At 55.2% G+C, this 20736-nt stretch carries 23 protein-coding genes; 18 read left to right on the top strand and 5 right to left on the bottom strand.

The window, feature by feature from the left end:
• The first annotated feature begins 1 nt into the window (after window position 1).
• The 14 genes from ABC336_RS24755 to ABC336_RS24820 all read left to right on the top strand — a co-directional run bounded on the left by ABC336_RS24755 (window position 2) and on the right by ABC336_RS24820 (window position 11432).
• Entirely contained in the window at window positions 2–466 is a 465-nt protein-coding gene (locus ABC336_RS24755) for a phage tail tube protein (RefSeq protein WP_413241197.1), read from the top strand.
• A 58-nt stretch (window positions 467–524) separates the two neighbouring features.
• Window positions 525–947, top strand: a complete 423-nt coding sequence (locus tag ABC336_RS24760) for a phage tail assembly chaperone (protein ID WP_413241198.1) — start codon at window positions 525–527, stop codon at window positions 945–947.
• 201 nt (window positions 948–1148) lie between these two features.
• Window positions 1149–3374, top strand: coding sequence for a hypothetical protein (locus ABC336_RS24765; protein ID WP_413241199.1), 2226 nt, complete (start codon window positions 1149–1151; stop codon window positions 3372–3374).
• Window positions 3374–4054, top strand: coding sequence for a LysM peptidoglycan-binding domain-containing protein (locus ABC336_RS24770; protein WP_413241200.1), 681 nt, complete (start codon window positions 3374–3376; stop codon window positions 4052–4054). The genes ABC336_RS24765 and ABC336_RS24770 overlap by 1 nt, the downstream gene beginning before the upstream one ends.
• Window positions 4055–4059: 5 nt before the next feature.
• Complete coding sequence (locus ABC336_RS24775) at window positions 4060–5031, top strand: XkdQ/YqbQ family protein (protein WP_413241201.1); 972 nt, start codon at window positions 4060–4062, stop codon at window positions 5029–5031.
• Complete coding sequence (locus ABC336_RS24780) at window positions 5028–5327, top strand: DUF2577 domain-containing protein (RefSeq protein WP_413241202.1); 300 nt, start codon at window positions 5028–5030, stop codon at window positions 5325–5327. Before ABC336_RS24775 ends, ABC336_RS24780 begins: the two co-directional genes overlap by 4 nt.
• A complete protein-coding gene (locus ABC336_RS24785) occupies window positions 5324–5725 on the top strand; it encodes a DUF2634 domain-containing protein (RefSeq protein ID WP_413241203.1) in 402 nt (133 codons plus the stop codon). The genes ABC336_RS24780 and ABC336_RS24785 overlap by 4 nt, the downstream gene beginning before the upstream one ends.
• Window positions 5718–6761, top strand: coding sequence for a baseplate J/gp47 family protein (locus tag ABC336_RS24790; protein ID WP_413241204.1), 1044 nt, complete (start codon window positions 5718–5720; stop codon window positions 6759–6761). Before ABC336_RS24785 ends, ABC336_RS24790 begins: the two co-directional genes overlap by 8 nt.
• Window positions 6761–8278, top strand: a complete 1518-nt coding sequence (locus tag ABC336_RS24795; protein ID WP_413241205.1) for a QRICH2 family protein — start codon at window positions 6761–6763, stop codon at window positions 8276–8278. The genes ABC336_RS24790 and ABC336_RS24795 overlap by 1 nt, the downstream gene beginning before the upstream one ends.
• Before the next feature lie 3 nt (window positions 8279–8281).
• Window positions 8282–8902, top strand: coding sequence for a putative phage tail protein (locus ABC336_RS24800; protein WP_413241206.1), 621 nt, complete (start codon window positions 8282–8284; stop codon window positions 8900–8902).
• A 7-nt stretch (window positions 8903–8909) separates the two neighbouring features.
• A complete protein-coding gene (locus tag ABC336_RS24805) occupies window positions 8910–10010 on the top strand; it encodes a hypothetical protein (RefSeq protein WP_413241207.1) in 1101 nt (366 codons plus the stop codon).
• 14 nt (window positions 10011–10024) lie between these two features.
• Window positions 10025–10459 carry a hypothetical protein gene (locus tag ABC336_RS24810; RefSeq protein WP_413241208.1) on the top strand — a complete coding sequence of 145 codons (435 nt, stop codon included), beginning with the start codon at window positions 10025–10027 and terminating at the stop codon, window positions 10457–10459.
• Window positions 10460–10471: 12 nt separating this feature from the next.
• On the top strand, window positions 10472–10747 hold the full coding sequence (locus tag ABC336_RS24815) for a phage holin family protein (RefSeq protein WP_413241209.1): 276 nt from the start codon (window positions 10472–10474) through the stop codon (window positions 10745–10747).
• A complete protein-coding gene (locus tag ABC336_RS24820) occupies window positions 10734–11432 on the top strand; it encodes a glycoside hydrolase family 73 protein (RefSeq protein WP_413241210.1) in 699 nt (232 codons plus the stop codon). Before ABC336_RS24815 ends, ABC336_RS24820 begins: the two co-directional genes overlap by 14 nt.
• A 663-nt stretch (window positions 11433–12095) precedes the next feature.
• Here ABC336_RS24820 and ABC336_RS24825 read toward each other — a convergent pair.
• Window positions 12096–13454 carry an FAD-dependent oxidoreductase gene (locus tag ABC336_RS24825; RefSeq protein WP_413242597.1) on the bottom strand — a complete coding sequence of 453 codons (1359 nt, stop codon included), beginning with the start codon at window positions 13452–13454 and terminating at the stop codon, window positions 12096–12098.
• 713 nt (window positions 13455–14167) lie between these two features.
• Here ABC336_RS24825 and ABC336_RS24830 point away from each other — a divergent pair.
• Both ABC336_RS24830 and ABC336_RS24835 read left to right on the top strand, forming a co-directional pair.
• Window positions 14168–15124 (top strand): acetylxylan esterase, encoded by a 957-nt coding sequence (locus ABC336_RS24830; protein WP_413242598.1) that lies wholly within the window; start codon window positions 14168–14170, stop codon window positions 15122–15124.
• A 118-nt stretch (window positions 15125–15242) separates the two neighbouring features.
• Entirely contained in the window at window positions 15243–15440 is a 198-nt protein-coding gene (locus tag ABC336_RS24835; RefSeq protein ID WP_413241211.1) for a hypothetical protein, read from the top strand.
• Between the two features lie 375 nt (window positions 15441–15815).
• Here ABC336_RS24835 and ABC336_RS24840 read toward each other — a convergent pair whose 3' ends face one another.
• Window positions 15816–17132 carry a response regulator gene (locus tag ABC336_RS24840; protein ID WP_413241212.1) on the bottom strand — a complete coding sequence of 439 codons (1317 nt, stop codon included), beginning with the start codon at window positions 17130–17132 and terminating at the stop codon, window positions 15816–15818.
• A gap of 94 nt (window positions 17133–17226) precedes the next feature.
• Entirely contained in the window at window positions 17227–18615 is a 1389-nt protein-coding gene (locus ABC336_RS24845) for a Glu/Leu/Phe/Val family dehydrogenase (RefSeq protein ID WP_413241213.1), read from the bottom strand.
• 237 nt (window positions 18616–18852) lie between these two features.
• Here ABC336_RS24845 and ABC336_RS24850 point away from each other — a divergent pair, with 237 nt between their 5' ends.
• Window positions 18853–19050, top strand: coding sequence for a YwbE family protein (locus tag ABC336_RS24850; RefSeq protein ID WP_413241214.1), 198 nt, complete (start codon window positions 18853–18855; stop codon window positions 19048–19050).
• A 97-nt stretch (window positions 19051–19147) separates the two neighbouring features.
• Here the strand turns inward: ABC336_RS24850 and ABC336_RS24855 are convergent, their stop codons facing one another.
• Entirely contained in the window at window positions 19148–19624 is a 477-nt protein-coding gene (locus ABC336_RS24855) for a glutathione peroxidase (RefSeq protein WP_413241215.1), read from the bottom strand.
• 258 nt (window positions 19625–19882) lie between these two features.
• On the opposite strand from ABC336_RS24855, the gene ABC336_RS24860 reads away from it, so the two are divergent.
• On the top strand, window positions 19883–20278 hold the full coding sequence (locus ABC336_RS24860; RefSeq protein ID WP_413242599.1) for a MarR family winged helix-turn-helix transcriptional regulator: 396 nt from the start codon (window positions 19883–19885) through the stop codon (window positions 20276–20278).
• A gap of 62 nt (window positions 20279–20340) precedes the next feature.
• Here ABC336_RS24860 and ABC336_RS24865 read toward each other — a convergent pair whose 3' ends face one another.
• A complete protein-coding gene (locus ABC336_RS24865) occupies window positions 20341–20637 on the bottom strand; it encodes a hypothetical protein (RefSeq protein WP_413241216.1) in 297 nt (98 codons plus the stop codon).
• Between the last annotated feature and the right edge of the window lie 99 nt (window positions 20638–20736).

The raw sequence follows: 20736 nt of genomic DNA on the forward strand, positions 1-20736 counted from the left end.
GATGGCATTCTTGAAAGCGCGGGATACGATTACCGGACAGGAAGGAACGGCATTTGCCGCTATCGATGGAGTAGTCGAAGAAATGTTCTACATCAAGAAGATCGAGGCGACCGCCGAGAAGCAGAAGGCCGAGGTCAAAACGCTCGGCCGCCGCGGCGTCCAGCACAAGGCGATCGGCTGGACCGGCACCGGCAATATGACGATCTACTATATCACCTCGCGGTTCCGTCAGATGATGCTGGACTACATCAAGTCGGGCAAGGACACCTACTTCGATGTCATGATCACCAACGCCGATCCGTCCTCCAGCGTCGGTCCTCAGACCGTCACGCTCAAAGGCGTGAACCTGAACAGCATCGTCATGGCTCTGCTTGATACCGATGCGGAGACGCTCGAAGAGGAAGTCGAGTTTACGTTTGAGGATGTTGAGCTTAACCAGAAGTTCAAGCAGCCTAGCTTGGGCTAAAGCCGGCTAACGCGAAGGTCCATCTGATCCTATTTTATACATTGAGAGGGGTACAACCATGAGTGATCTGAGTCTGTTTTTTGCGCAAAATGCGGGACCGGAGGTTCTGGAGGAGTTCGTCGTCTCCGAGCGCTACAAGGATGCAAAAGGCGTAGCCGTGCCGTGGAAGCTTCGCAGCATGACCGAGGCGGAGAATGAGGAGTGCCGCAAAGCGTCGACGCGCCGCGTCAAAGGCAAAAACGGCACGTACTCGCCGGAGATCAACTATGACGACTATCTGGCGAAGCTGACGGTGGCCAGCGTCGTCTTCCCGAACCTGAAGGATGCGGAGCTGCAAAAGTCGTATCAGGTGCTGGGCTCCGAGTCGCTGCTGCGCACGATGCTGCTGCCGGGCGAGTATGCCTCCTTGGTGCAGAAGGTGCAGGAGCTGAATGGCTATGATAAGGATATTAACGAGCTGGTGGATGACGTAAAAAACTGATCCACGAGGGCGATGCAGAGGCGAACTATGCCTATTACGCCCTCCATGAGCTCGGCATCCTGCCCCACGATCTGGTGAAGATGGGCCTTCGCGAGAAGGCCGCTCTCTTCGCCATGATCGACATCCGCATCGAAAGCGAGAAGAAGAGCATGAACAAGTCCAAGCGCAAATAAAGGCTGGGACTGGAGAGGAGGTGAGGGGATGGCAAAGGTTATAGATGTTTTCACAGACTTAAAGCTTCTATGGCATGTTCCAGTAATAAAAGTCATCGATCCGAGCAAACAGCAAAAAAAGCTATCTGAAAGACAGCAGTATAAAAACTATAAAACGGGTTTATTAAATCTCAATTGGATGCAAGATCAGTTGGCAAAACGAGAGAAGCAGATCCAAAAGGAATTGAAAAAAGCTCAGAAAGCTGCTCTTAAATCCGAAAAAGTGGAGCAGGTCCAAAAAGCTGCCATTAATTCCGTTGACTCTGGTCCCTCCGCAGAAGAGATGCCTAAACGACCAAAATCTTCGAATAAAACAAAAAGCGGAAGGCGACAACAGAAGAAATATAATCGGGAGATGGCTAAACGAAAGAAGGAAAAACAAGCGGCAGATAAGGAAGAGTCTGCTGCTCAGACACCAGTAAAACAGAGGGAGCTGAAAAAAAACGACTTCTTTGATGATAAGGCAATCAAATCAATGAAGATGGTTTTTCCATTGGAGGCTGCCAAAAAGCAACTCAGTAGCTTGTACAAATTCTCCAAAGGTGCCCTCGAAGCTACGAACGCTCGCATATCTGCGGAAGCCCTGTTGCAGTCTAATCTTAATAATCAAGCAAGCGGCATGACGCCCGAGATTGGCAGGCAGATGTCTGCCCACGTTGATCAGCTTCAAAATAGCAGTACTATCAGCTCTGTAGCCGGTATTGGAGGAATGACAGAATTAAGCGAATCTGTTATGAATCCTCAAAACATTATGAAAATGACAGGCTCAATGTATGATCTTGCAGCGAGTACCCATGGTGCAAAAGTAAGCCAGGAGCAGGTCGTGAAGACGGCTGAGGCAATGGGCGATGCAATGAAAGGTAAGGTAAGCAGTCTTGAAGAACTGGGTGTCAAGTTTACGAAGCAGCAAGAGCAAATTATGCAATATGGTAATGAGGCCCAACGAACTCAAACCTTAGTTGGATTGTTGGAAAAACAGGTTGGCGGTGCAGCTGCGGCTATGGCTGATACGCCGGAGGGTCGCATTTTGCAGCTGCAAAATGCGTGGACTGGCATACAGGAGACAATCGGTCAGGCTTTATTGCCTGCAGTGATGTCATTAGTGGAGTTTATCATGGCAAACATGCCTGCGATTGAAAACATAATGACTCAAGCCTTCATGGCGGTTGGAGCTGCTGTCCAGTTCATTGTAAGTGCTCTTCAGATTGTGTTTAATTTTATTGTGGACAATTGGGCAACCATACTTCCGATTCTTGTTGCGATTGCAACCGTGTTTCTTGTTGCAATTATCATCCAATTGTATGCCATGGCTGTCGCTTGGCTTGCGGCTGCTTGGCCGATCCTCCTAATTATTCTTATTGTTGCTTTACTTGTCGAGGCAATAATGATGATGGGGGGCACAACAGAAGAGATTGTAGGGGCGATTGTTGGTTCATTCGCTTTGCTTTTTGCTCATTTGTGGAATGGAGTAGCCGTAGTATGGAACTTGTTCGCTAGCTTTGCGGAGTTTTTGATGAATCTCTTTATTGATCCTGTATATGCGATTCAGAAGCTGTTTTATGATTTATCAATGACGATCTATGAGCTTATCCTTTCGATTGTAAAAGCAATTGAGGATATGGTGCTTCGTGTGGCTAACATTTTGAACAAGTTAGGATTAAACATTGATGTCAGCGGAGGCTTTGATTTTGTAAGTGGCAAAATTGAAGACATCATGGACACGCTCGAGAAAAACAAGCCGGAATCGGATAAAAAAATTATCGAAATGGCTCGCATGAGTCTGAAGGATCCAACGGCAATGGCCGAAGCTGGGTTTAATTATGGAAGCAACCTTGTGAATCAAACAAGGGGAAAGCTGGATGGATTCAAAAATAAAGTTGGGACAGCAGCAGGCTCGGATGTCGGCAAATCCATTCCTGCCAATATGCCGATCACCGCTTCTCCCGGCGGCCGCGAGCCCAATATCGGGCAGGTCGGCAGAGTCGGCGAGGTGGGCAAGATCGATAAGGAAGTGGACATCTCGCAGGAGGATCTGAAGCTGATGCGCGATCTGGCCGAGATCAAGGCGATCCAGAACTTCGTGACCTTGACGCCAACGGTGCAGGTGACGACGGGGGATATCGTCGAGAAAGCCGATCTCGATGAGATGATCCGGCGGTTCCAGCAGAGCATGGAGCAGGAGATTGCTTATGCCGCGAAAGGGGTGTATGGCTGATGAGCCAATATGAACTGCGACTCAGTTCCAATCTCGATGTCTTCTATTTCCCCGTACTGCCGGAAAAGCTGGAGCTGCAGAAAAAAGGCAAAGGCAAAGTGTACGACATCGTCGGTCTGGGTGAGATCAATGCGATCCAGAGCCGGGAACTGGCCCAGATCAGCTTCGAGAGCGTATTGCCTGCGGTGGATTATCCGTTCATCAGCGAGCAAGCGCGGGCTCATAATCCTGCGCTGTTGAAGCCGCAGTGGTATGTGGACAAGATCAACAGCTGGATGGAACGCAAGCGGCCGGTCCGGCTGATTTTCACTGGCGGTTCCTTCCCGATCAACCTGGCGGTCAGCATCGAGCAGTTCGACCGTTGGGAGGAAGCGGGCACCAGCGGTTCGATCGGCTTCACGCTGACGCTTCAGGAGTATGTGTTCTACGAGGCCAAGCGGGTCACGACGATCCAGGTCGACGGTCAGACCAAGCTGACTGAAGGCGAGTCGCAGCGTCCGGATGAGCGGGAGCTGCCAGCAACTTATACGCTCAAAGCCGGTGATACGCTGATCAAGGTTGCCCGGCAGGTGCTCGGCAGCGATGCCCGCTGGCGGGAGCTGCAGCAGCTCAATGGACTGACCGATGCACAGCTCAAACGGCTGCCCGTCGGACACGTCCTGAAGCTGCCGGCGAGGTGATGCCGATGTTCGAGATCGTGATGGATAACCGTGACGGCACGCTGTGGGATATGAGCCGGATCGTCTCCGGCATGACCTGGAAGACCGAGCGGATCGGCAAAGCCTCTACGCTCGAAGTGACTTTCGTCAAGGGGGCGCCGTACCAGGACCGGTCGTTCGCTTTTGAACCGGGCAATATTATCCGTGTCTGGGTACGCGGGGCGCCGCTATTCTATGGCTATGTGTTCTCGATCGAGCAGGGTCAGGGCGAGGAAGTGAAGATGACCGCCTATGACCAGATGCGGTATCTGATGACAAGCGATACGTATGTCTTCGAGAATACGACGGCGACCAAGGTGATCGAGAAGATCGCCAGCGATGCGGAGCTGCGTGTCGGCTATCTGGCGGATACGAGGTATGTCATTCCCGGCCTGATCGAAGACGGACAGCAGCTGATGGACATTATGTACAAGGCGCTGGACAAGACGCTGATCGAGCGGCAGGAGATCTATATCCTGTACGATGATGCCGGTTATTTGTCACTGCGCAATATGACCGAGATGACGGTGGCCGTCATCCTGGGCGATAAGAGCATGCTGTTCGATTACAGCTACAAAAGGTCGATCGACAGCGATACTTTTAACCGAGTCAAGGTCGTGCAGGATAACAAGACGACGGGCAGACGCGATGTGTATATCATCCAGGACAGCTCCACCATCGCCAAGTGGGGCAGATTGCAGCACTATCACAAGGCCGATGAGAAGATGAATGCCGCCCAGATCCGCGAGATGATCGAGCGGACGATCGAGCTGAAAAACCGCGAGCAGCGTTCGTTGTCGCTGGAGGCGCTGGGCAATCCGTCGGTGCGTGCCGGCTGCATGGTGCGGATCCAGATTGCGGAGCTTGGCGTGGAGCAGTATTTTTTGGTGGAGTCGTGTTCGCACCGCTTTGCTGGCGGGGAGCACACGATGTCCCTGGAATTGAAGGTGATCGGATGAGTATGCTGGACATTATCAAACGCGCCAGCGTGGAGGCGGTCGATGCAGGCAATCCTGTGGCCGTCTTTTTTGGCGTGGTCGTGGCGAGCGCTCCGCTGAAGGTGCTGGTGGACCAGCGTTTTACCTTGCCGGCGGAATTCCTGATCGTACCCGAGCGGCTCACGGAGCAGCGGGTATCGGTGGGGGAGGCGGATGTGTTGATCCGCAAGGGACTGGAGGTTGGCCACAAGCTGATCCTGCTGCGGTTGCAGGGAGGACAGCAATATCTGATTGTAGACAGGGTGGTGAGTACATGATCCCACAAGGCGGGACGCTCCCGGACGATTCATACGTCCTGGAGGAGCAAGCAAGTCTGACGTATGCCCTTGACCCCGTCGGCGGACGGATCAGCGGCAAGGCGGATGGCCTGGCGGCGATCCGGCAGGCGGTGTTCAAAATTTTGCAGACGGACCGGTTCGCCCACGCCATCTACAACGGCAATTACGGGTTTGAATCGTCCTTCGATCTGCAGGGCGAAGTATTCCGGCTCGAGACCGGGCGGAGGATTACGGAAGCCTTGCTCGCCGACAGCCGGATCCGGGCGGTAGAGCAAATGAGGTTCGAAGAGCAAGGCGATGCGGCGACGGTGAGCTTTACGGTCGTGACGGATCAGGGCTCCTTCCTCGCGACAGGGGCGGTGAGCGGTAATGGCTGAGACGCGTGACATGGAAACGATCTTGCAGCGGATGCTGGACGGGGTACCCGATGGCATCGACAAGCGGCAGGGCAGCATCATCTATGATGCGCTGGCTCCGGCGGCGCTGGAGATGGCGGGGCTGTATGGCGAGCTGGAGGTCAATCGCAGGCTGTCATTTGCCGCTACCGCCAGCGGCGAGTATCTGGAGCTGCGAGGCAAGGACTATGGCTTGGAGCGCAAACCAGCCACGCGGGCATTGCGGCGCGGTGTGTTCCTTGACAATGAAGGCGCACCGGTTGCGGTCCCTGTGGGCAGCCGTTATGCGAGCGGCGGCGTCACGTATGCGGTCCAATCGCAGGAGCCTGCGGGTTCTTATGTGCTGCGCAGCGAAGTAGCCGGGGAAGCGGGCAATCTGCCGCTTGGCGCCCTGCTTCCGCTCGACTACATGCCTGGGTTGGCCGTGGCTGAGGTCACGGATGTCATCATGGCCGGCGAGGAAGCGGAAAGTGACGAGGCGCTGCGCCAGCGGTATTATGCGCGTGTTCGTACCCCTTCGGCAGGCGGCAGTAAAGCAGATTATCTCAACTGGGCGATGGAAGTGCCTGGGGTCGGTGCAGCGCGGGTTTTCCCGCTATGGGATGGGCCCGGGACAGTCAAGGTGGTCATCGTCGATACCGACAAACGCCCGGCAAGCGAGCAGACCGTGGAGGATACGGCGACGCATATCGAGCGACTGCGTCCGATCGGCGCCTCCGTTACGGTCGTATCCGCGACGGCCCGGGCGGTACCGGTGTCAGCGGTCATCGTGCCGGCTGCCGGTTATGCGGTGAGCGTCATTGCCGCCGCGTTTGAACAATTGCTCAGCGAATACCTGGCCCGCAGCGCTTTCACAATTCCCTGGGTAAGTGCGGCCATGATCGGCACGCTGCTGCTGCAGACGCCGGGCGTGATCGATTACAGCGACTTGCGCGTGGATGGCGGCACCGTCAACATCCCGCTAGACGAGGATGAGATCGGCGTCCCCGGCGAAGTCCGGCTGGAGGTGTCGCCGTGATGGCCTATCCAAGTTCGATTGATATTTACCAGGACAAGCTGAACAGGAAGCAGGACGATAGCACGTATGTGATCGAGGAGCAGCTCTCGACGGTGGCTGGCGTATACGAAGGCGTGCTGGCGCATGACCATATCCGCCGGGAGAGCATCCGGATCTACACGGGTCCGGGACTGAGCGGCGAGGAAGTGATCCAGTATTTCCTGACGGTGCCGTCCGAGACGCCATGGAAGCTGATCATCAAGGTGTTCAGTTCCGCTGAGGTCATCTATGTGACCTATGAGACCCCGGGTGACCGGGTCGAAGCGGAGGACATCAACCGGCTGCAGGACAGCATGACGGCCGTGCAGACGGAGCTCGACCGGTACAAGGACGATTCGGAGGATCAACTGACAGCTCATCATCAGCAACTGGACCAGTTGGAAGCCGCCAAGGCAGACAAAGTATTTGTGGACGAAGAGCTGCTGAGCAAGGCGGACAAGACGAACACGTATACGAAAGAGCAGACGGACGAGCGCATCCAGACAGTCATCGGGGCGGCGCCGGAAGCGCTGGATACGCTGCAGGAGCTGGCACAGGCGCTGGACAACGACCCGGATTTTGCAGCGACGATGACGACGCAGCTCGCGGGCAAGGTGGACAAGGCAGCAGGCAAGCAGTTGTCGACCGAGGATTACACGACGGCGGAAAAAGCCAAGCTGGCAGGCATCGCAGCCGGGGCCAATCTGTATGTGCATCCATCCGCGCATCCGGCAGCGATGATCACGCAGGATGCGGCGCACCGTTTTGTCTCGGATACGGAGAAATCGGCGTGGCAAGCCAAGGAGAGCGTGGCTGGCGCACAAGCGAAGGTTGATGCGCACGCGTCTGATGCGGACAAGCATATCACCGTTGCGGAGCGCGACGCTTGGAACGCCAAGCAGGAGGACCTCGGCTTCACGCCGGAGGATGCCAGCAGGCGCGGTGCCGCAGGCGGGTATGCCGAGCTGGATGCCAACGGCAAAATTCCCGATCATCGCATCTCCTCGAACTTTGTGACCCAGTCCCAGCTTGGCGACGTCGGCTATGGCGATATGACCAAAGCCGTCTACGACAGCAATAATAATGGACGAGTCGATCAGGCCGAGGCGGCAGACAGCGTGCCGTGGGCGGGCGTCACTGGCCGCCCGTCCACATTCCCGCCGGCTGCCCATACGCACAATGTGCTTGGTGTGCAGGCGGACAATGCGCGTGACGGACTGGCGCTGCCGTCTGCTTACGAGCGCGGGGTGACGACTTTTTTTAGCAGCAACCCAGCCAACAAGTTCAACGGCGTATCGTATGGCACTGTCATGACGATCAAAGGGTACTCCAACATGGCGGCTGTGCAATACCTGTATCCGTATAACGTCGATGCGCCGATCAGCTACCGCTATGCGCTCTACAACAGCGACTCCTGGCGGGAGTGGCGGTCGCTCGCCGTGGCCGGAGAAGTCATGCCGCGCGGGCCGCTGACCTGGAATCAGGTAAAGGGGGTGTAGGCGGTGAGTTATGGACAATACCTGTACGGTGTGTTGGATTACGGTACGTTGGGTGGAAGGGCGATCGGTCCGGAAGAGCATGAGCCGCTCGATCTGATGGCCTATCTGCCGTCCTATTATCGCGGCATCCGCGAGATGGAGGCACTGCAGGGCCGACAGGGTGAGGAGATCGGCAGACTGCGTGATAGCTTGGATGACGGCTTACGGCAGGCGTTCGTCGAGACGGCGACGTGGGGGCTGGAGCACTGGGAGCTGGAGTTTGGACTTGCCGTCGATCCGTCCAGACCGGACGAGTGGCGGCGCGAGGTGCTGCGGGCCAAGATCCGCGGCTCCGGCACGACGACCAGGCAGAAGGTGATCCAGGCGGCAGCGGCATTCTCCGGTGGGGAAGTCGATGTCGTGGAGTACCCGGCGGATAGCCGGTTCGAGATCGTGTTCATCGGCGTGCTCGGCATCCCGCCCAATATGGCGGGGTTCATCGATATGCTGGAGGACATCAAGCCGGCCCATCTTGCCTACAGCTTCCAGTACCGGTTCACCTGGTGGGAGACGCTGCGGGAGCTGACCTGGGCGCAGGCCGGAGAGAAGACGTGGAGTGAATTGAGAGTATACGAAGGAGTGTGAGCAACGCATGCAAAGAACAGGCAATCTGAACCTGAAAAAACCGGAAGGCACAGATATCGTCGATATTACCGACCTGAACGACAACATGGACATCCTCGACAGCGAGGTGTCCCGAACCGCATCGACCGCTGCACCCGGCCGGATGTCGGCAGCCGATAAGGCCAAGCTCGACGGCATCGCCGCCGGTGCGAACAACTACGTCCACCCGGCCAACCACCCGGCGTCGATCATTACGCAGGATGCTAGTAGTCGCTTTGTTACTGATACTGAAAAGGCGGCCTGGAACGCCAAGGCTGGGACATCGGTGGCGACGACTATTGCCAATGGGTTGATGAGCTCGGCAGATAAGAGTAAGTTGGATGGGATTGCGGCTGGGGCGCAGCCGAACGCGGTCACCAGCGTGGCTGGGCGCACCGGCGCTGTGGCGTTGACCAAGACCGATGTGGGCTTGGCCAGTGTGCAGAACTATGGCATTGCTACGCAGGCGCAGGCGGAGGCGGGGACGCACACGACATCCTACATGACCCCGCAGCGGACGAAGCAGGCGATTGACAGTCTGACGGGAAGTGTGCCGTTGCGTGTGCAGGACGGGCAGTTGGAATATTTTGATGGAATGGGGTGGTTGAGTGTGGGGCAACCAAAGTATGAACCTATTTCTATTGATACTAGTTTGCAAACTGTAACCACCGGCTGGAGTACAATTTATGAGATTTCTGGAGCGGGACGCGTAAGTCGAGCTTTGATAATCGGTAACTACTCAGGAATTCCTAAAATAAGGGTTAGAATCACAGTGGACAACGCAGTTAAATATATTGGTGGAGGCTCCTACGGCAATCTAATACTTGGTTTTTCAACATCGGAATCAACAACAACAATGCTTTCATCAAATTACGCTAGTTTGGTTAACTATTTACAGTTTGTAAGCCTAAATCTTCAAAGTTCTTCTTTTTCTATGTTTAGAAATTGGGGATATATAGGTGAAGAATCGGGAGTTATTATTTCAAGTGATCCTATTGATTTTATCTCATCATTTAAATTAGAAGTGGATAGTCCTTCAACGAATATGTCACATCGATATCAGATATGGGGTTCAGCTGTGAAGAATTAATAAAATGAAAAGAGGTGATAACATTGGAGCAACTCAACCCGAAAAAATCTGAACAATTGCAGAGTATGGAAGAGCAATTGCGAGGAATGCAAGGTGAGTTGCTCCAGGCAGCCGCCAACTACCTTGTCGTTTCAGATAAACTTCAACTAGTGGAAGAAAAAACCGTTCGTAATACCGAGGAACTTCGTGAACTAATGAGTCTTGCCAACGACTTACAAAAGCAATACGACCGCTTCGGCGAGAAGATCGACAAGCTGGAAAACAAGCTGTTCAGCTGGATGCAGCAGATGCAGCGCGACAATGCCGAGCTGATCAAAGCCGCCCAGACCGAGGGGGCGTTGGAACGCCAGACGACCCTGAAGTCGTGGATGACCTTCCTCCAATATGTCCTTGGCGGTACGATTTTTATTATTGTTGCATATGTCTTTGGCGTGAATTTCATCCAATAGGAGGGATTATCTATGGAATGGGACGTTGTACAAGAGGTGCTGGATCCAGCGCTGATCGTGGTGCTTATCGCATGTTGGACGCTTGGGTTTATGCTGAAGCAGACACCGAAGGTGCCTAATTGGGCCATTATCTATATTGTGACGTTGTTCAGTCTGACCTTTGCAGTCTGGATCCTTGGGTTCGGGGCGCTACAGCTGCTTCAGGGTTTTCTTTGCGGAGCAGTCGCCGTATACGGTTATGAAGTGGTGAAGCAGGGGCGAGAGGGTGCGCGGAATGGCCAAGCTTAGCCGAAAGGCGTTCATCGCGAAGCTGGCACCGATCGTCCAGCAGGTGCGGCGCGAGGGATCGCCGATGTTCCCGTCGGTGCGGCTGGCACAAAATGTGCTGGAGACCGGCGGGGTGATTCACCCGTGGAATAACCTCGGCGGTATCAAGGTGGGTGGCGGTTCACACAATGCATATTGGCGGGGCGGCGTCGTCCACAAGGGCACTTGGGAGGTATACGACGGCAAACGAGTTGATATCCAAGCCGCCTTCCGTGCGTATGATACGCTATATGATTTCTACATGGATCAGGATCTGCTTTTCCGCCTCCCTCGTTATGAGAGGGTGCGCCGGGCGGCAACGCCCGAAGCGCAGGCAGAGATGCTGCAGGCGTGTGGTTATGCGACGGATCCGAATTATGCCCGCAAGCTGATCTCGATCATCCGGGATGAGAACTTGAGGTTCTATGATGAGGTGGAGGAGGAATGGACGGTGAGCGAAAAGCAAGCAATGGAAGCGAAGCTTCAACGGCTGGAGCAGCGGCTGCACCAACTGGAACAGGCGCACGATAGCGCCGTCCCGACCTGGGCGCAAGGGGCGGTGGATGCAGCTGTAAAGCAAGGCATCATCGAGACACCAGTCCGCGGCAGCTATGATTTCTACCGGATGCTAGCGGTGGTGCACCGGAGTCAAATGGCGGGGAAATGATTGAACACGATTTTTCATATTCGTCGCAACGTTTTCTCTCATAAGTGGCAAACGTATATGAAATATCAAGCTTAATCGAGCTCAAAAGCTAACATATCGCCGATTAAACACGATATTTCGAGTTCGATGTGGCTTCGCGGCAAGCGCGATACGAATGAGTATGAATTTTCGAGTTCGATGTACAATTCAACGGGGATGATGCACATGAACATGATTTTTCGAAGTTCGATATGGCAGTAGCAGCAAGTGTAATGCTAATGAGTATGAGTTTTCGAATTCGATGCGACATATAAGCAAGTATTAGTCAAATGAGTATGAAAATTCGAGTTGGATGCGGCAAAACAGCAGGGTCGAGTCGAATAAGTATGAAAAGTCGAGTTCGATGAGGCACTATCGCAGGTGTGAGGGCAAATGAGCTTGAAAATTCGAGCTCGTTGAGTCGTATCCGTAGTTATACAGCAGAATGAGCATGAAATTTCCAATTCGACGCGCACTCAGCAGACTACTCGGGACTTAGCATCAATATCGAGGTTTAAACTAATCACCATCATGAACGTACCCTATGCAACCCCGCAACCACGCAACGCTACAAAAGACCGGGACCGTCCCAAGGGACGGTCCCGGCCTTCCTACATAATCTCACTATCTATCCCTGAAACATTATTACGCCTTCACCCCACCACGCTCCATCGCAGCCATCGCCTGCAGGCCGGCCTGGTTGAGCAGGTTCCACGGCTTGCTGTAGTGCGGCTGGAAGAAGAAATCGACGAAGGCCAGCTCGGTGACGGTCATGCCGTTCTGGATGCAGACCGACAGGGTGTTGATCTGCTGGGTCAGATCCGCCTTCGAGAGGATCTGGCCGCCGACGATGCGTCCGGTGTCAGCTTCATACACGAGCCGCAGCAGCACTTGCTCATAATGCGGCATGAACTCCGGGACGTCATGGTCTTTGATTGTGATTTCTTTCACATCTATGCCCGCAGCAATCGCTGCCTGCTCGGTCATGCCAGTCGAAGCCAGGTTGTAGTCATACAGCTTGAGGCCCGAGGTGCCCTGGGTGCCCATGTAGCGGACGGTCGGCTGCATCAGGTTTCGGGCGATCAGGGTGCCCATCCGCACGGCGTTGGTGGCGAGCGGGATGTACGCCTGCCCTCCGGTCGGATTGTACCGAACAGCACAGCTGTCGCCGGCGGCGAAGATGTCCGGGTTGCTGGTGCGCATGTACTCGTCGACGATGATCGCACCGTTCGGCAGCATGTTCACTTGATCCTTCAGCAGCTCGGTGTTGGGGCGGAAGCCGATACAGAGTACGACCATATCAGTCTCGAATGCGCCCTGGGTGGTGATGACCTTGCGGACAGCGCCGTCTTCTCCTTCGAACGCCTGCACGCTGCGACCCATCGCGAGCTCGACACCGCGCCTTTGCAGCTCGGCCTCCAGCGGATCGGTGAATGGCTGGTCCAGGTATTTGCACAGGATCCGGTCCATATTGTCAATGAGCGTCACCTGTTTGCCCATCTGCTCGAACGCTTCGACCAGCTCGATACCGATGTAGCCTGCACCGACGACAGTGACATGCTTCGCATCCTGGGCTTTGGCCATGATGGTCTTGGCGTGGGCGTAGTTTTTGCATAGCAGGATGTTATCCAGGTCCATGCCGTCCATCTTCGGGATGATCGGCCACGAGCCGGTCGTCATGACGAGCTTGTCGTACGTATCGGTCACGATATGATCGCCTACCAGGTTGCGTGCGGTCAGGGTCTTGGCTGTAGTGTCGATACCAAGCACTTCATGGCGCATTCTCATCTTCACGCCCATACCCTCGAGCTGCTGCGGCGTGGCATAGAAGAGTTGTTCGGCATCCTTGACGACACCACCGACAGCAAGCGCGATGCCGCACGAGAGGAACGAGATATTATCATTACGCTCGTAGACGGTAATCTCAGCCTCAGGATGTTGCGCAGCCAATTGGGTGACAGCGGCGGTGCCGGCATGGGTACATCCGATAACAGCAATTTTCATAGTTTTCATAAAATTAACCTCCTGTTAGTGGTGAATTATTTCACAAAGTTGGGTGGGAGAAGTGCGGCAACGAAAGCTTGGTCGGTAGATGAGGCTTCAGTAAGGTGTGCTGGTCGAGCTCCCCACGGCCAACCACCTTGATCTTCTCCTGTACCGCAACGTCTGATTTCTCCTGCAAAGAATGTCATTCTTGCATGCTTCGTCAACACCCACCTCAGCTGTTCACTTTGAATTCTAAGAAATTATTTGTTAGCACACATATATCAGCTTAGAATTCTCCGGAATGAAACTTGCCGCGCCGTGAGCTTACGAAGCTAGTTTTGCTTTGCAAAACTCTTAGGCGAAGCCGTTTCACCTTGTCAACCGCGTACGTGGCGACGTGTAGCTCAATTTCTTTGACCTCTTTTAGTTGTGATTTAATTCACAATGTTTGGCGTTGATCTAACTATATAACGAATACGAATCGAGTGCAATAGGTTTTCGTGATTTTTTTCACAAGCAAACAGATTTCGTGAAAGAAATGTGAACAAATTCACATACTCTGTTAATTAACTCTAAAAAGTCCGTTCCTGATAATCAGATCCTCCAATAAAAGCCTTTACAAAATGGCTCGCAGCGGGTTATTGTGGGTGAAACGGACAGGACCAGGCGGGCTGCAAGCCACCCTCACCACCAGTAACACTCGCACCGGTCCGAGAAAGGAATGAATGACGCTGAGTTTTGTCACTAAACGAATTACCGAGCTCGAGCAGTACACGGCTCCACAGACGTCGCAGGGGGATCTGGCCGAGTACTGGGAGGACACGCTGAAGGCGGCTGCAGCAAGGCCGCTGCTGGACCAAAGGGAGGCGCAGGACAGTCTGTCGCCGCACATGGATGTATGCAAGATTACCTACAAAGGCTATGACGATACGCCGATCCACGGCTGGTATCTGCTCCCGCGGTTTGCTCCTTCCGAGCCGGGCAAGGGATTGCCTTGCATAGTCATCTATCACGGGTACCACGGCAATAAAGGTTATCCGGAGCAATATGCGGCGTGGCTGTTGCTCGGCTACGCGGTGTTCGCCATCGATGTCCGAGGTCAGAGCGGCGAGACGGGCAATATGCTGGCGCAGGAGCATGGCATGACGAGCGGTTGGATCACGCAAGGTCTGCTGGATCCCCGGGGATGCTACTACCAGGCGATCACGGTCGATGCGATCCGGGCGGTCGAATGGGCAGCGGCCCAGCCGGAGGTGGATGCGAGCCGGGTCATCGTCATGGGTGGCAGCCAAGGGGGCGGACTGGCGCTCATCACAGGGGCGCTCAGCGACATCCCCAGCCAGGTGATCGCGGACGTCCCCAACATGTGCCATATGGATTATGGGATCTATCATTCCCAGGGCTCCCTCTCGGAGGCGGCGAGCTTCGTCTCGCGGCAGCCGGAGCGGCTGGAGCAGGTGCTTCGGACGCTGAGTTACTTTGACATGCTAAATCTGGTGGGGCGGCTGACAGTGCCGACCTTCGTCTCGGTGAGCTTGAAGGATCCCATATGCCTGCCGGAGACGATCTTCGCTTTTTACAACCGGCTGGAGGCGCCGAAGCAGCTGCAGATCTACCCGTTCAACGGCCATCATACGAGCGGCGATCATCTGCGCAAGCAGGTGGCCTTTATCCGGGCGCACGGCTAGTTCAGATTGGATGGGCCCGGCAGCGGGTAATTGGGTGGTGTGTTCCTGACATCAACCGCCTATAATGGGTTTGTTTCGTGTTGAGGCTAGTCAAAACGCTTTGGGCAGGTGATGCGTAATGCAATGGCTCCATGTCATAGCGATCGGGGTCGTCGTGCTCGGCTTGGTCGCGACGATCATCATCGGGCAGTCGAAGAGCAACCGGGAGACTGATCCGCGATATATGAAAAACACCGGACGCAAATGGCTGCGTCTGAGCGCGATTTATGTGGTCGGTGTTCTCATCGTGGTTGCGATTATGTTCATGCTGGACTGAAGGAGCAATCTGAAACTGCAATCCCAAAAAAACCGCCAGGGAGGCTGGGCTCCCCGGCGGTTTTTTTGGCGTTGCATTAGCCGTCCGGCGCCGTCACCTCACGCAGTGCCTGTGCAAATGCTGCGATGCCTGGCGCGACGCCGAATAACGAATATGAATTTTCATATTTAAAGTGGAGGTTTACGCCAAAATTGCGAAATAAGTATGAATTTTCATATTCGATCAGCAAAAAATGCTGTGATTCTCAAAATAAACTTGAAATTTCATATTCATCACGCGCCGCAGCCGCGAAAGAGCGTCGATACACGACAAAAACCCCGTCCCTGCGATGAGTCGGGACGGGGCTTAGCGAAGGCGTCGCTTTGTAGCGGGCGGTTAGCGCTGCTGCCGCTGATGCGTAAGCAGCTTCTGCGAGAGCCGGATCAGCATGCGCTGCCAGCGGTCCTGCAGCGCCAGCAGCGAGAAGCCGGTGCTGGCCGGCTGCGAGGCAGCGTAGGTACGCTGCTCCAGCTCCAGCTGGGCTTGGAGCTCCGGCGCCTTGGCGCCTGCCGTATGCTCGAGCATCCGCTCCTGCAGACGCGTGATGGCGGCGTCCCATTCCTCCAGCTGCGCCAGCGTGATCTGCTGACACTTTTTGAGCTTGCCGATCCAGGCTTCGACCGCCATCGCGATCAGCTCATGCTGGCCGCTCGTCACGGCGAGCTCCCAGTCTTTGGCGTACGTGTCGAACAGCGGCGTGCCGCTGTCGCCTCCGTGCCCGTCCTCTGACTGGCCGGCGTGATGCACATAGCTGTCGCTCTCGAGCAGATTGCGCGACCGCAGCGCCTCCACCGCCTGGACGTACAGCTGCGGGACCTCGCCTGGGAACGCACCCCGCCTGCTGATGCCAAAGTGCATCCGGCGCTGCAGCGTAGTATATAAACCTTCATTGATCTCGTTGATCAATACAGTCAGACTCATCTTGCTGTCCCAGACCATCAGCGTGATCTCGCCGGCTTCGCCCGGATGGCGAAAGGCGGTGCCGAGCTGCCGCGGCTGGAGAAATTCATTGCAGATGTTGAGCAACGCAAAATACAGCAGATCCGCGTCATTGCCGAAGCGTTGAAACAGCTTGTAGTCTGTCTCCTCCACCTGGAGGATCGCGACAGCTGCGGTGTCGAACGACTCGGGCAGCCCGCACTCATCCCTTAGCATCCGCATGGTCGATTCATGCTGCGCAGGATCTGCGACCAGGCCGGAGAGCAGTTTGTCCGCATACATCGGCATGAAGCGGCTGCCTTGCGGCTGCTGCCGCTCACGAATCTGGCGCTCCTGCTGCTCCCGCAGCGAAGCCGTCACGGCTTTGCTGAGCGCAGCGCTCAGCACCTTGGCTTCGACCGGCTTGAGCAGATAGTCGATGCCGCCGTACCGCATCGTGCTGCGGACGAAGTCGAAATCGTCGTGGCCGCTGATGACGACAAATTTGATCGCCGGCTCATGCTCATGCACCCACTTCATCAGCTCCACGCCATTCATCTGGGGCATCATCATATCCATCAGGATGATCTGCGGACGTTCTCGTGCGATGATATCCTTGGCTGTCAGCCCGTTATCCGCTTCGAGCACTTCCTCGATGCCGTACTCTTCCCACTTGACCAGCTGGTGGATGGTTTTGCGGGCACGCTCTTCGTTGTCCACTATCAATAGTTTCATCGCTCTCTCACGCTCCACATCCGTTAAACATATCTTTTCTATTACCCATCCTACATAATCCGAAGCCGATTATCAAATGTGGGTTGTATTCAATCTAATACAGCTTGCCTTGTCGGTAGAGCGCCGCCGACAGCTTCAACACCGCATGGTTGTAACAATGGCTCCGCAGGCTGTGGCGGCCGCCAAAAAAGGCCGGCAGCAGCGATTCCATCGTCTGCTCCATCTTGCCCATAAGCAGCTTGAACACTTCTTCCTCTGTATAGAACTGGGTCTCACGACCTTGCAGCCATTCAAAATAGGAGACGATGACGCCGCCGGCGTTGGCGAGAATGTCAGGGATGATAATCACGCCCCGGTCGCCAAGAATGCGGTCGGCATCTCCGGTTACCGGCGCGTTGGCGCCTTCGACAATGATTCGCGCCCGGACCTCCCCGGCATTGCTTGCATGGATCTGATCCTCGAGTGCGGCCAGTATGAGCACATCCACATCCAGCGTCAGCACCGCTTCGCGGTCCTTGAGCGTGGCTTTGATGCCTGCTGCGTCGAGCTGCTCGGTGGAGAGGGGCAGATCCCCGCCATGTTCGGCCGTATAGTCGACCAACGCGGGGATATCCAGTCCGTCCTCATTATAAAGCGTATGGTTGCGGTCGCTGACAGCGACAATTTTATTCTGCAGCACTTTGCACTGGTAGGCTTCCAGCGCCGCTACCGAGCCGACGTTGCCGAAGCCCTGAACAGCCAGCTTGAGCGGTCTGTCGGTATGGGCCATCGCAGTCTTCAGGAATGGATTATCCTGTGTCTTCTTGTCAGAGAACCATCTGCTCTGGTTTTTCATGAAATCGTGCAGCAGGTGCCGCAGCGTAAAATACACGCCCTTGCCGGTCGCTTCACGTCTCCCGAGCGAACCGCCGCTGACGACGCTCTTGCCGGTGAAGCTGCCGCGGTAGGGCTCGCCGGGATGGATGTTCTTGAACTCGGACATCATCCAGTCCATCTCGCGCTCGCCGCTGCCCATGTCGGGAGCCGGGATATCCTTGTCCGGCCCCAGCACATCGCTGAAGTACTGGACATATTTCTTGCAGATCATATACAGCTCGCGCACCGAGTAGTCCCTGGGGTTGATGATGATGCCGCCTTTCGCGCCGCCAAAGGGAACTTCGTGCAGCGCATTCTTGAGGGTCATCAAGGTGGCGAGATTGGTCACTTCATCTTCATTGACGGATTCGTGGAAACGGATACCTCCCTTATAAGGCCCGAGCGTATCGTTATGCTGGATCCGGAAGGCAGGTACCCGCTCTACGTTGCCGCTGTCCATGACGATCCTCAGGTAGGATTTGTGGACGTGGTTGGGCGTAGAGAGGATCGCGCCCAGCGAGCGAAAGGCCTGCTCCCGGTCCAGCCCCTTCAGATGGGGGAGAAATTCCGTATCCTGCAGCAGTGCGTCCAGCGATTGCTGGACGATTAAACCGGTCTCGTTAGCCATCGTAACATCCTCCTGTTCGTTATGTAGGGATAGAATATTGCAGGCAAGTGGATGATGCTCTCTATAATATTCTACCACACTCCTGTGTGAATCCAAGGCGTGCACACAAGGGATCTGAAGCACTCTGGTCAGTGCAGGAGGGAACGGGGTATACTTAGGTTGAAGAGCGTGCCATAATAGGGGACGTTCATGACGCATAGCACCATGAGCTACTGATACTTGAGGAGGAATAGAGTTATGGATGGCAGGACAAGAGCGAATATCAAGCCGGGGCTGACCGTGGATATCGTGTTGAAGCAGGATCAGCGCAGCGGCGCTACCACCAGGGGCGTCGTCAAGGAGCTGCTGACCAACTCGCCGCAGCATCCGCACGGCATCAAAGTCAGGCTGCAGAATGGACAAGTGGGGCGCGTAAAGGCGATCATCGCCGAATAGCGGTTCGGGAGCCTGTGGACAAGTAAGGGAAGAGATCCGGCTGGGCGTTTGGAGGTGAGGGGCTGCAGGCAGCCCCGGCAGTCAAGGACGGAGCGGGTCAGAGCAGCTGCTTGATATGCGGCTCGATCTTGGCTGGCGTATCCTGGGGACCGAAGCGCTTGACGACTCGGCCGCTGCGGTCGACGAGAAACTTCGTGAAGTTCCACTTGATGGCCTTGGAGCCCAGAATGCCAGGCGCTTCCTGGACCAGATGCTGGTAGAGTGGGTGGGCTGCCGGCCCATTCACATCGATCTTGGCGAACAACGGAAAGGTAACGCCGTGATTGATCTGGCAGCTCTGTTCGATATCGGCGTTCTCACCGGGCTCCTGATTGGCGAACTGATTGCTGGGAAAGCCAAGCACGCGCAGCCCTTGCGCCTCGTATTGCTCGTGGAGCTGCTGAAGACCGGAGAACTGGGGGGCAAATCCGCACTTGGTGGCCGTATTGACGATCAGCAGCACATCGCCCCGATAGTCTGCCAGCGGTCGGTCCTCGCCCCGGATCGTCGACACGTTATAATCGTAGATGGTCATAGATTAAACCTCCTGTCGTGTATTTTTCACAATTAAATTTTATACAATTCAATTAACGGGTGTCAACACGTGGATAATTAGACGGGCTTTGACACTCTTTGGCAGAGGATGCTATAATGATTGGAATTAGATTGCATGCAATTTAATTGCGAGGTGACCAGCATGAGCCGTCAGACGGCCAATCAACCGCCAGAGATTCAATCGTTGGCTGAAGCTCCCTATGAACCTTTGAAGCTGGAGCATCAGCTTTGTTTCACCATGTATGCATGTTCGCGCGAGATTACAAGAATCTATCAGCCGCTGCTCAAGGCGCTGGATCTTACCTATACCCAATACCTGACTATGCTCGTACTCTGGGAGAGGGATGGACTCTCGGTCAAAGAGCTGGGCGCTCGGCTCTATCTGGACTCCGGCACCCTTACGCCGCTGTTGAAGAAGCTCGAGACAGCCGGCCTGCTCACCCGGGAGCGGGATCGCGCGGACGAACGCAGCGTGCTCATCCGGTTGACCGATAAGGGTACTTTGCTGCGCGAACAGGGCGCTTGCGTACCGCAGCAGGTGTTCAAGCAGTCGTCGCTGGCGCCGGAGAAGCTGATCCAGCTGTACCAGTTGTCAAGGGAATTGTTGGAAGATCTCGATCGCCAGGATGGTTAAGATGAAGTGCAAAAAACCGGCAAAGGAAAACCTTCTGCCGGTTTGGTCCAAAAAGTTGCAGATTAAGTCGTTTCCTTTTCAGGTTCGGTGCCGACCCCGTTGATCAGGTCGATGCCAGGGGTGATCTCCTCCGGCGCAGCCGGATCGACAGGAGTTCCTGGTGCAGCTTCATCCTGGGCGGATGACTCGTTTGGCGGCAGGTCGTCAGGGATCACATCTTCTTCCGGATAGAGCTCCGTCAGCTCGCTTTCGGCATCGGGTACATATTGCGCTTCTTCTTCTTCCTCGAACAGTCCGAAGGACGGGTCGATCTCACGCTGCGTGACTAGACTATCCGGATGATTGTTTTTTTCTTTCATGGGAGCTGCCTCCTTTTCGGGTTGCGGCGTCGCCGCGGATATAGATATCCTTAACCGTATTGTTCCCGGAACGAATCGGAAGATTACTTCGATCACGTC

The sequence above is a fragment of the Paenibacillus jepli genome, from assembly GCF_047238105.1.
GTDB lineage: Bacteria > Bacillota > Bacilli > Paenibacillales > Paenibacillaceae > Paenibacillus_D.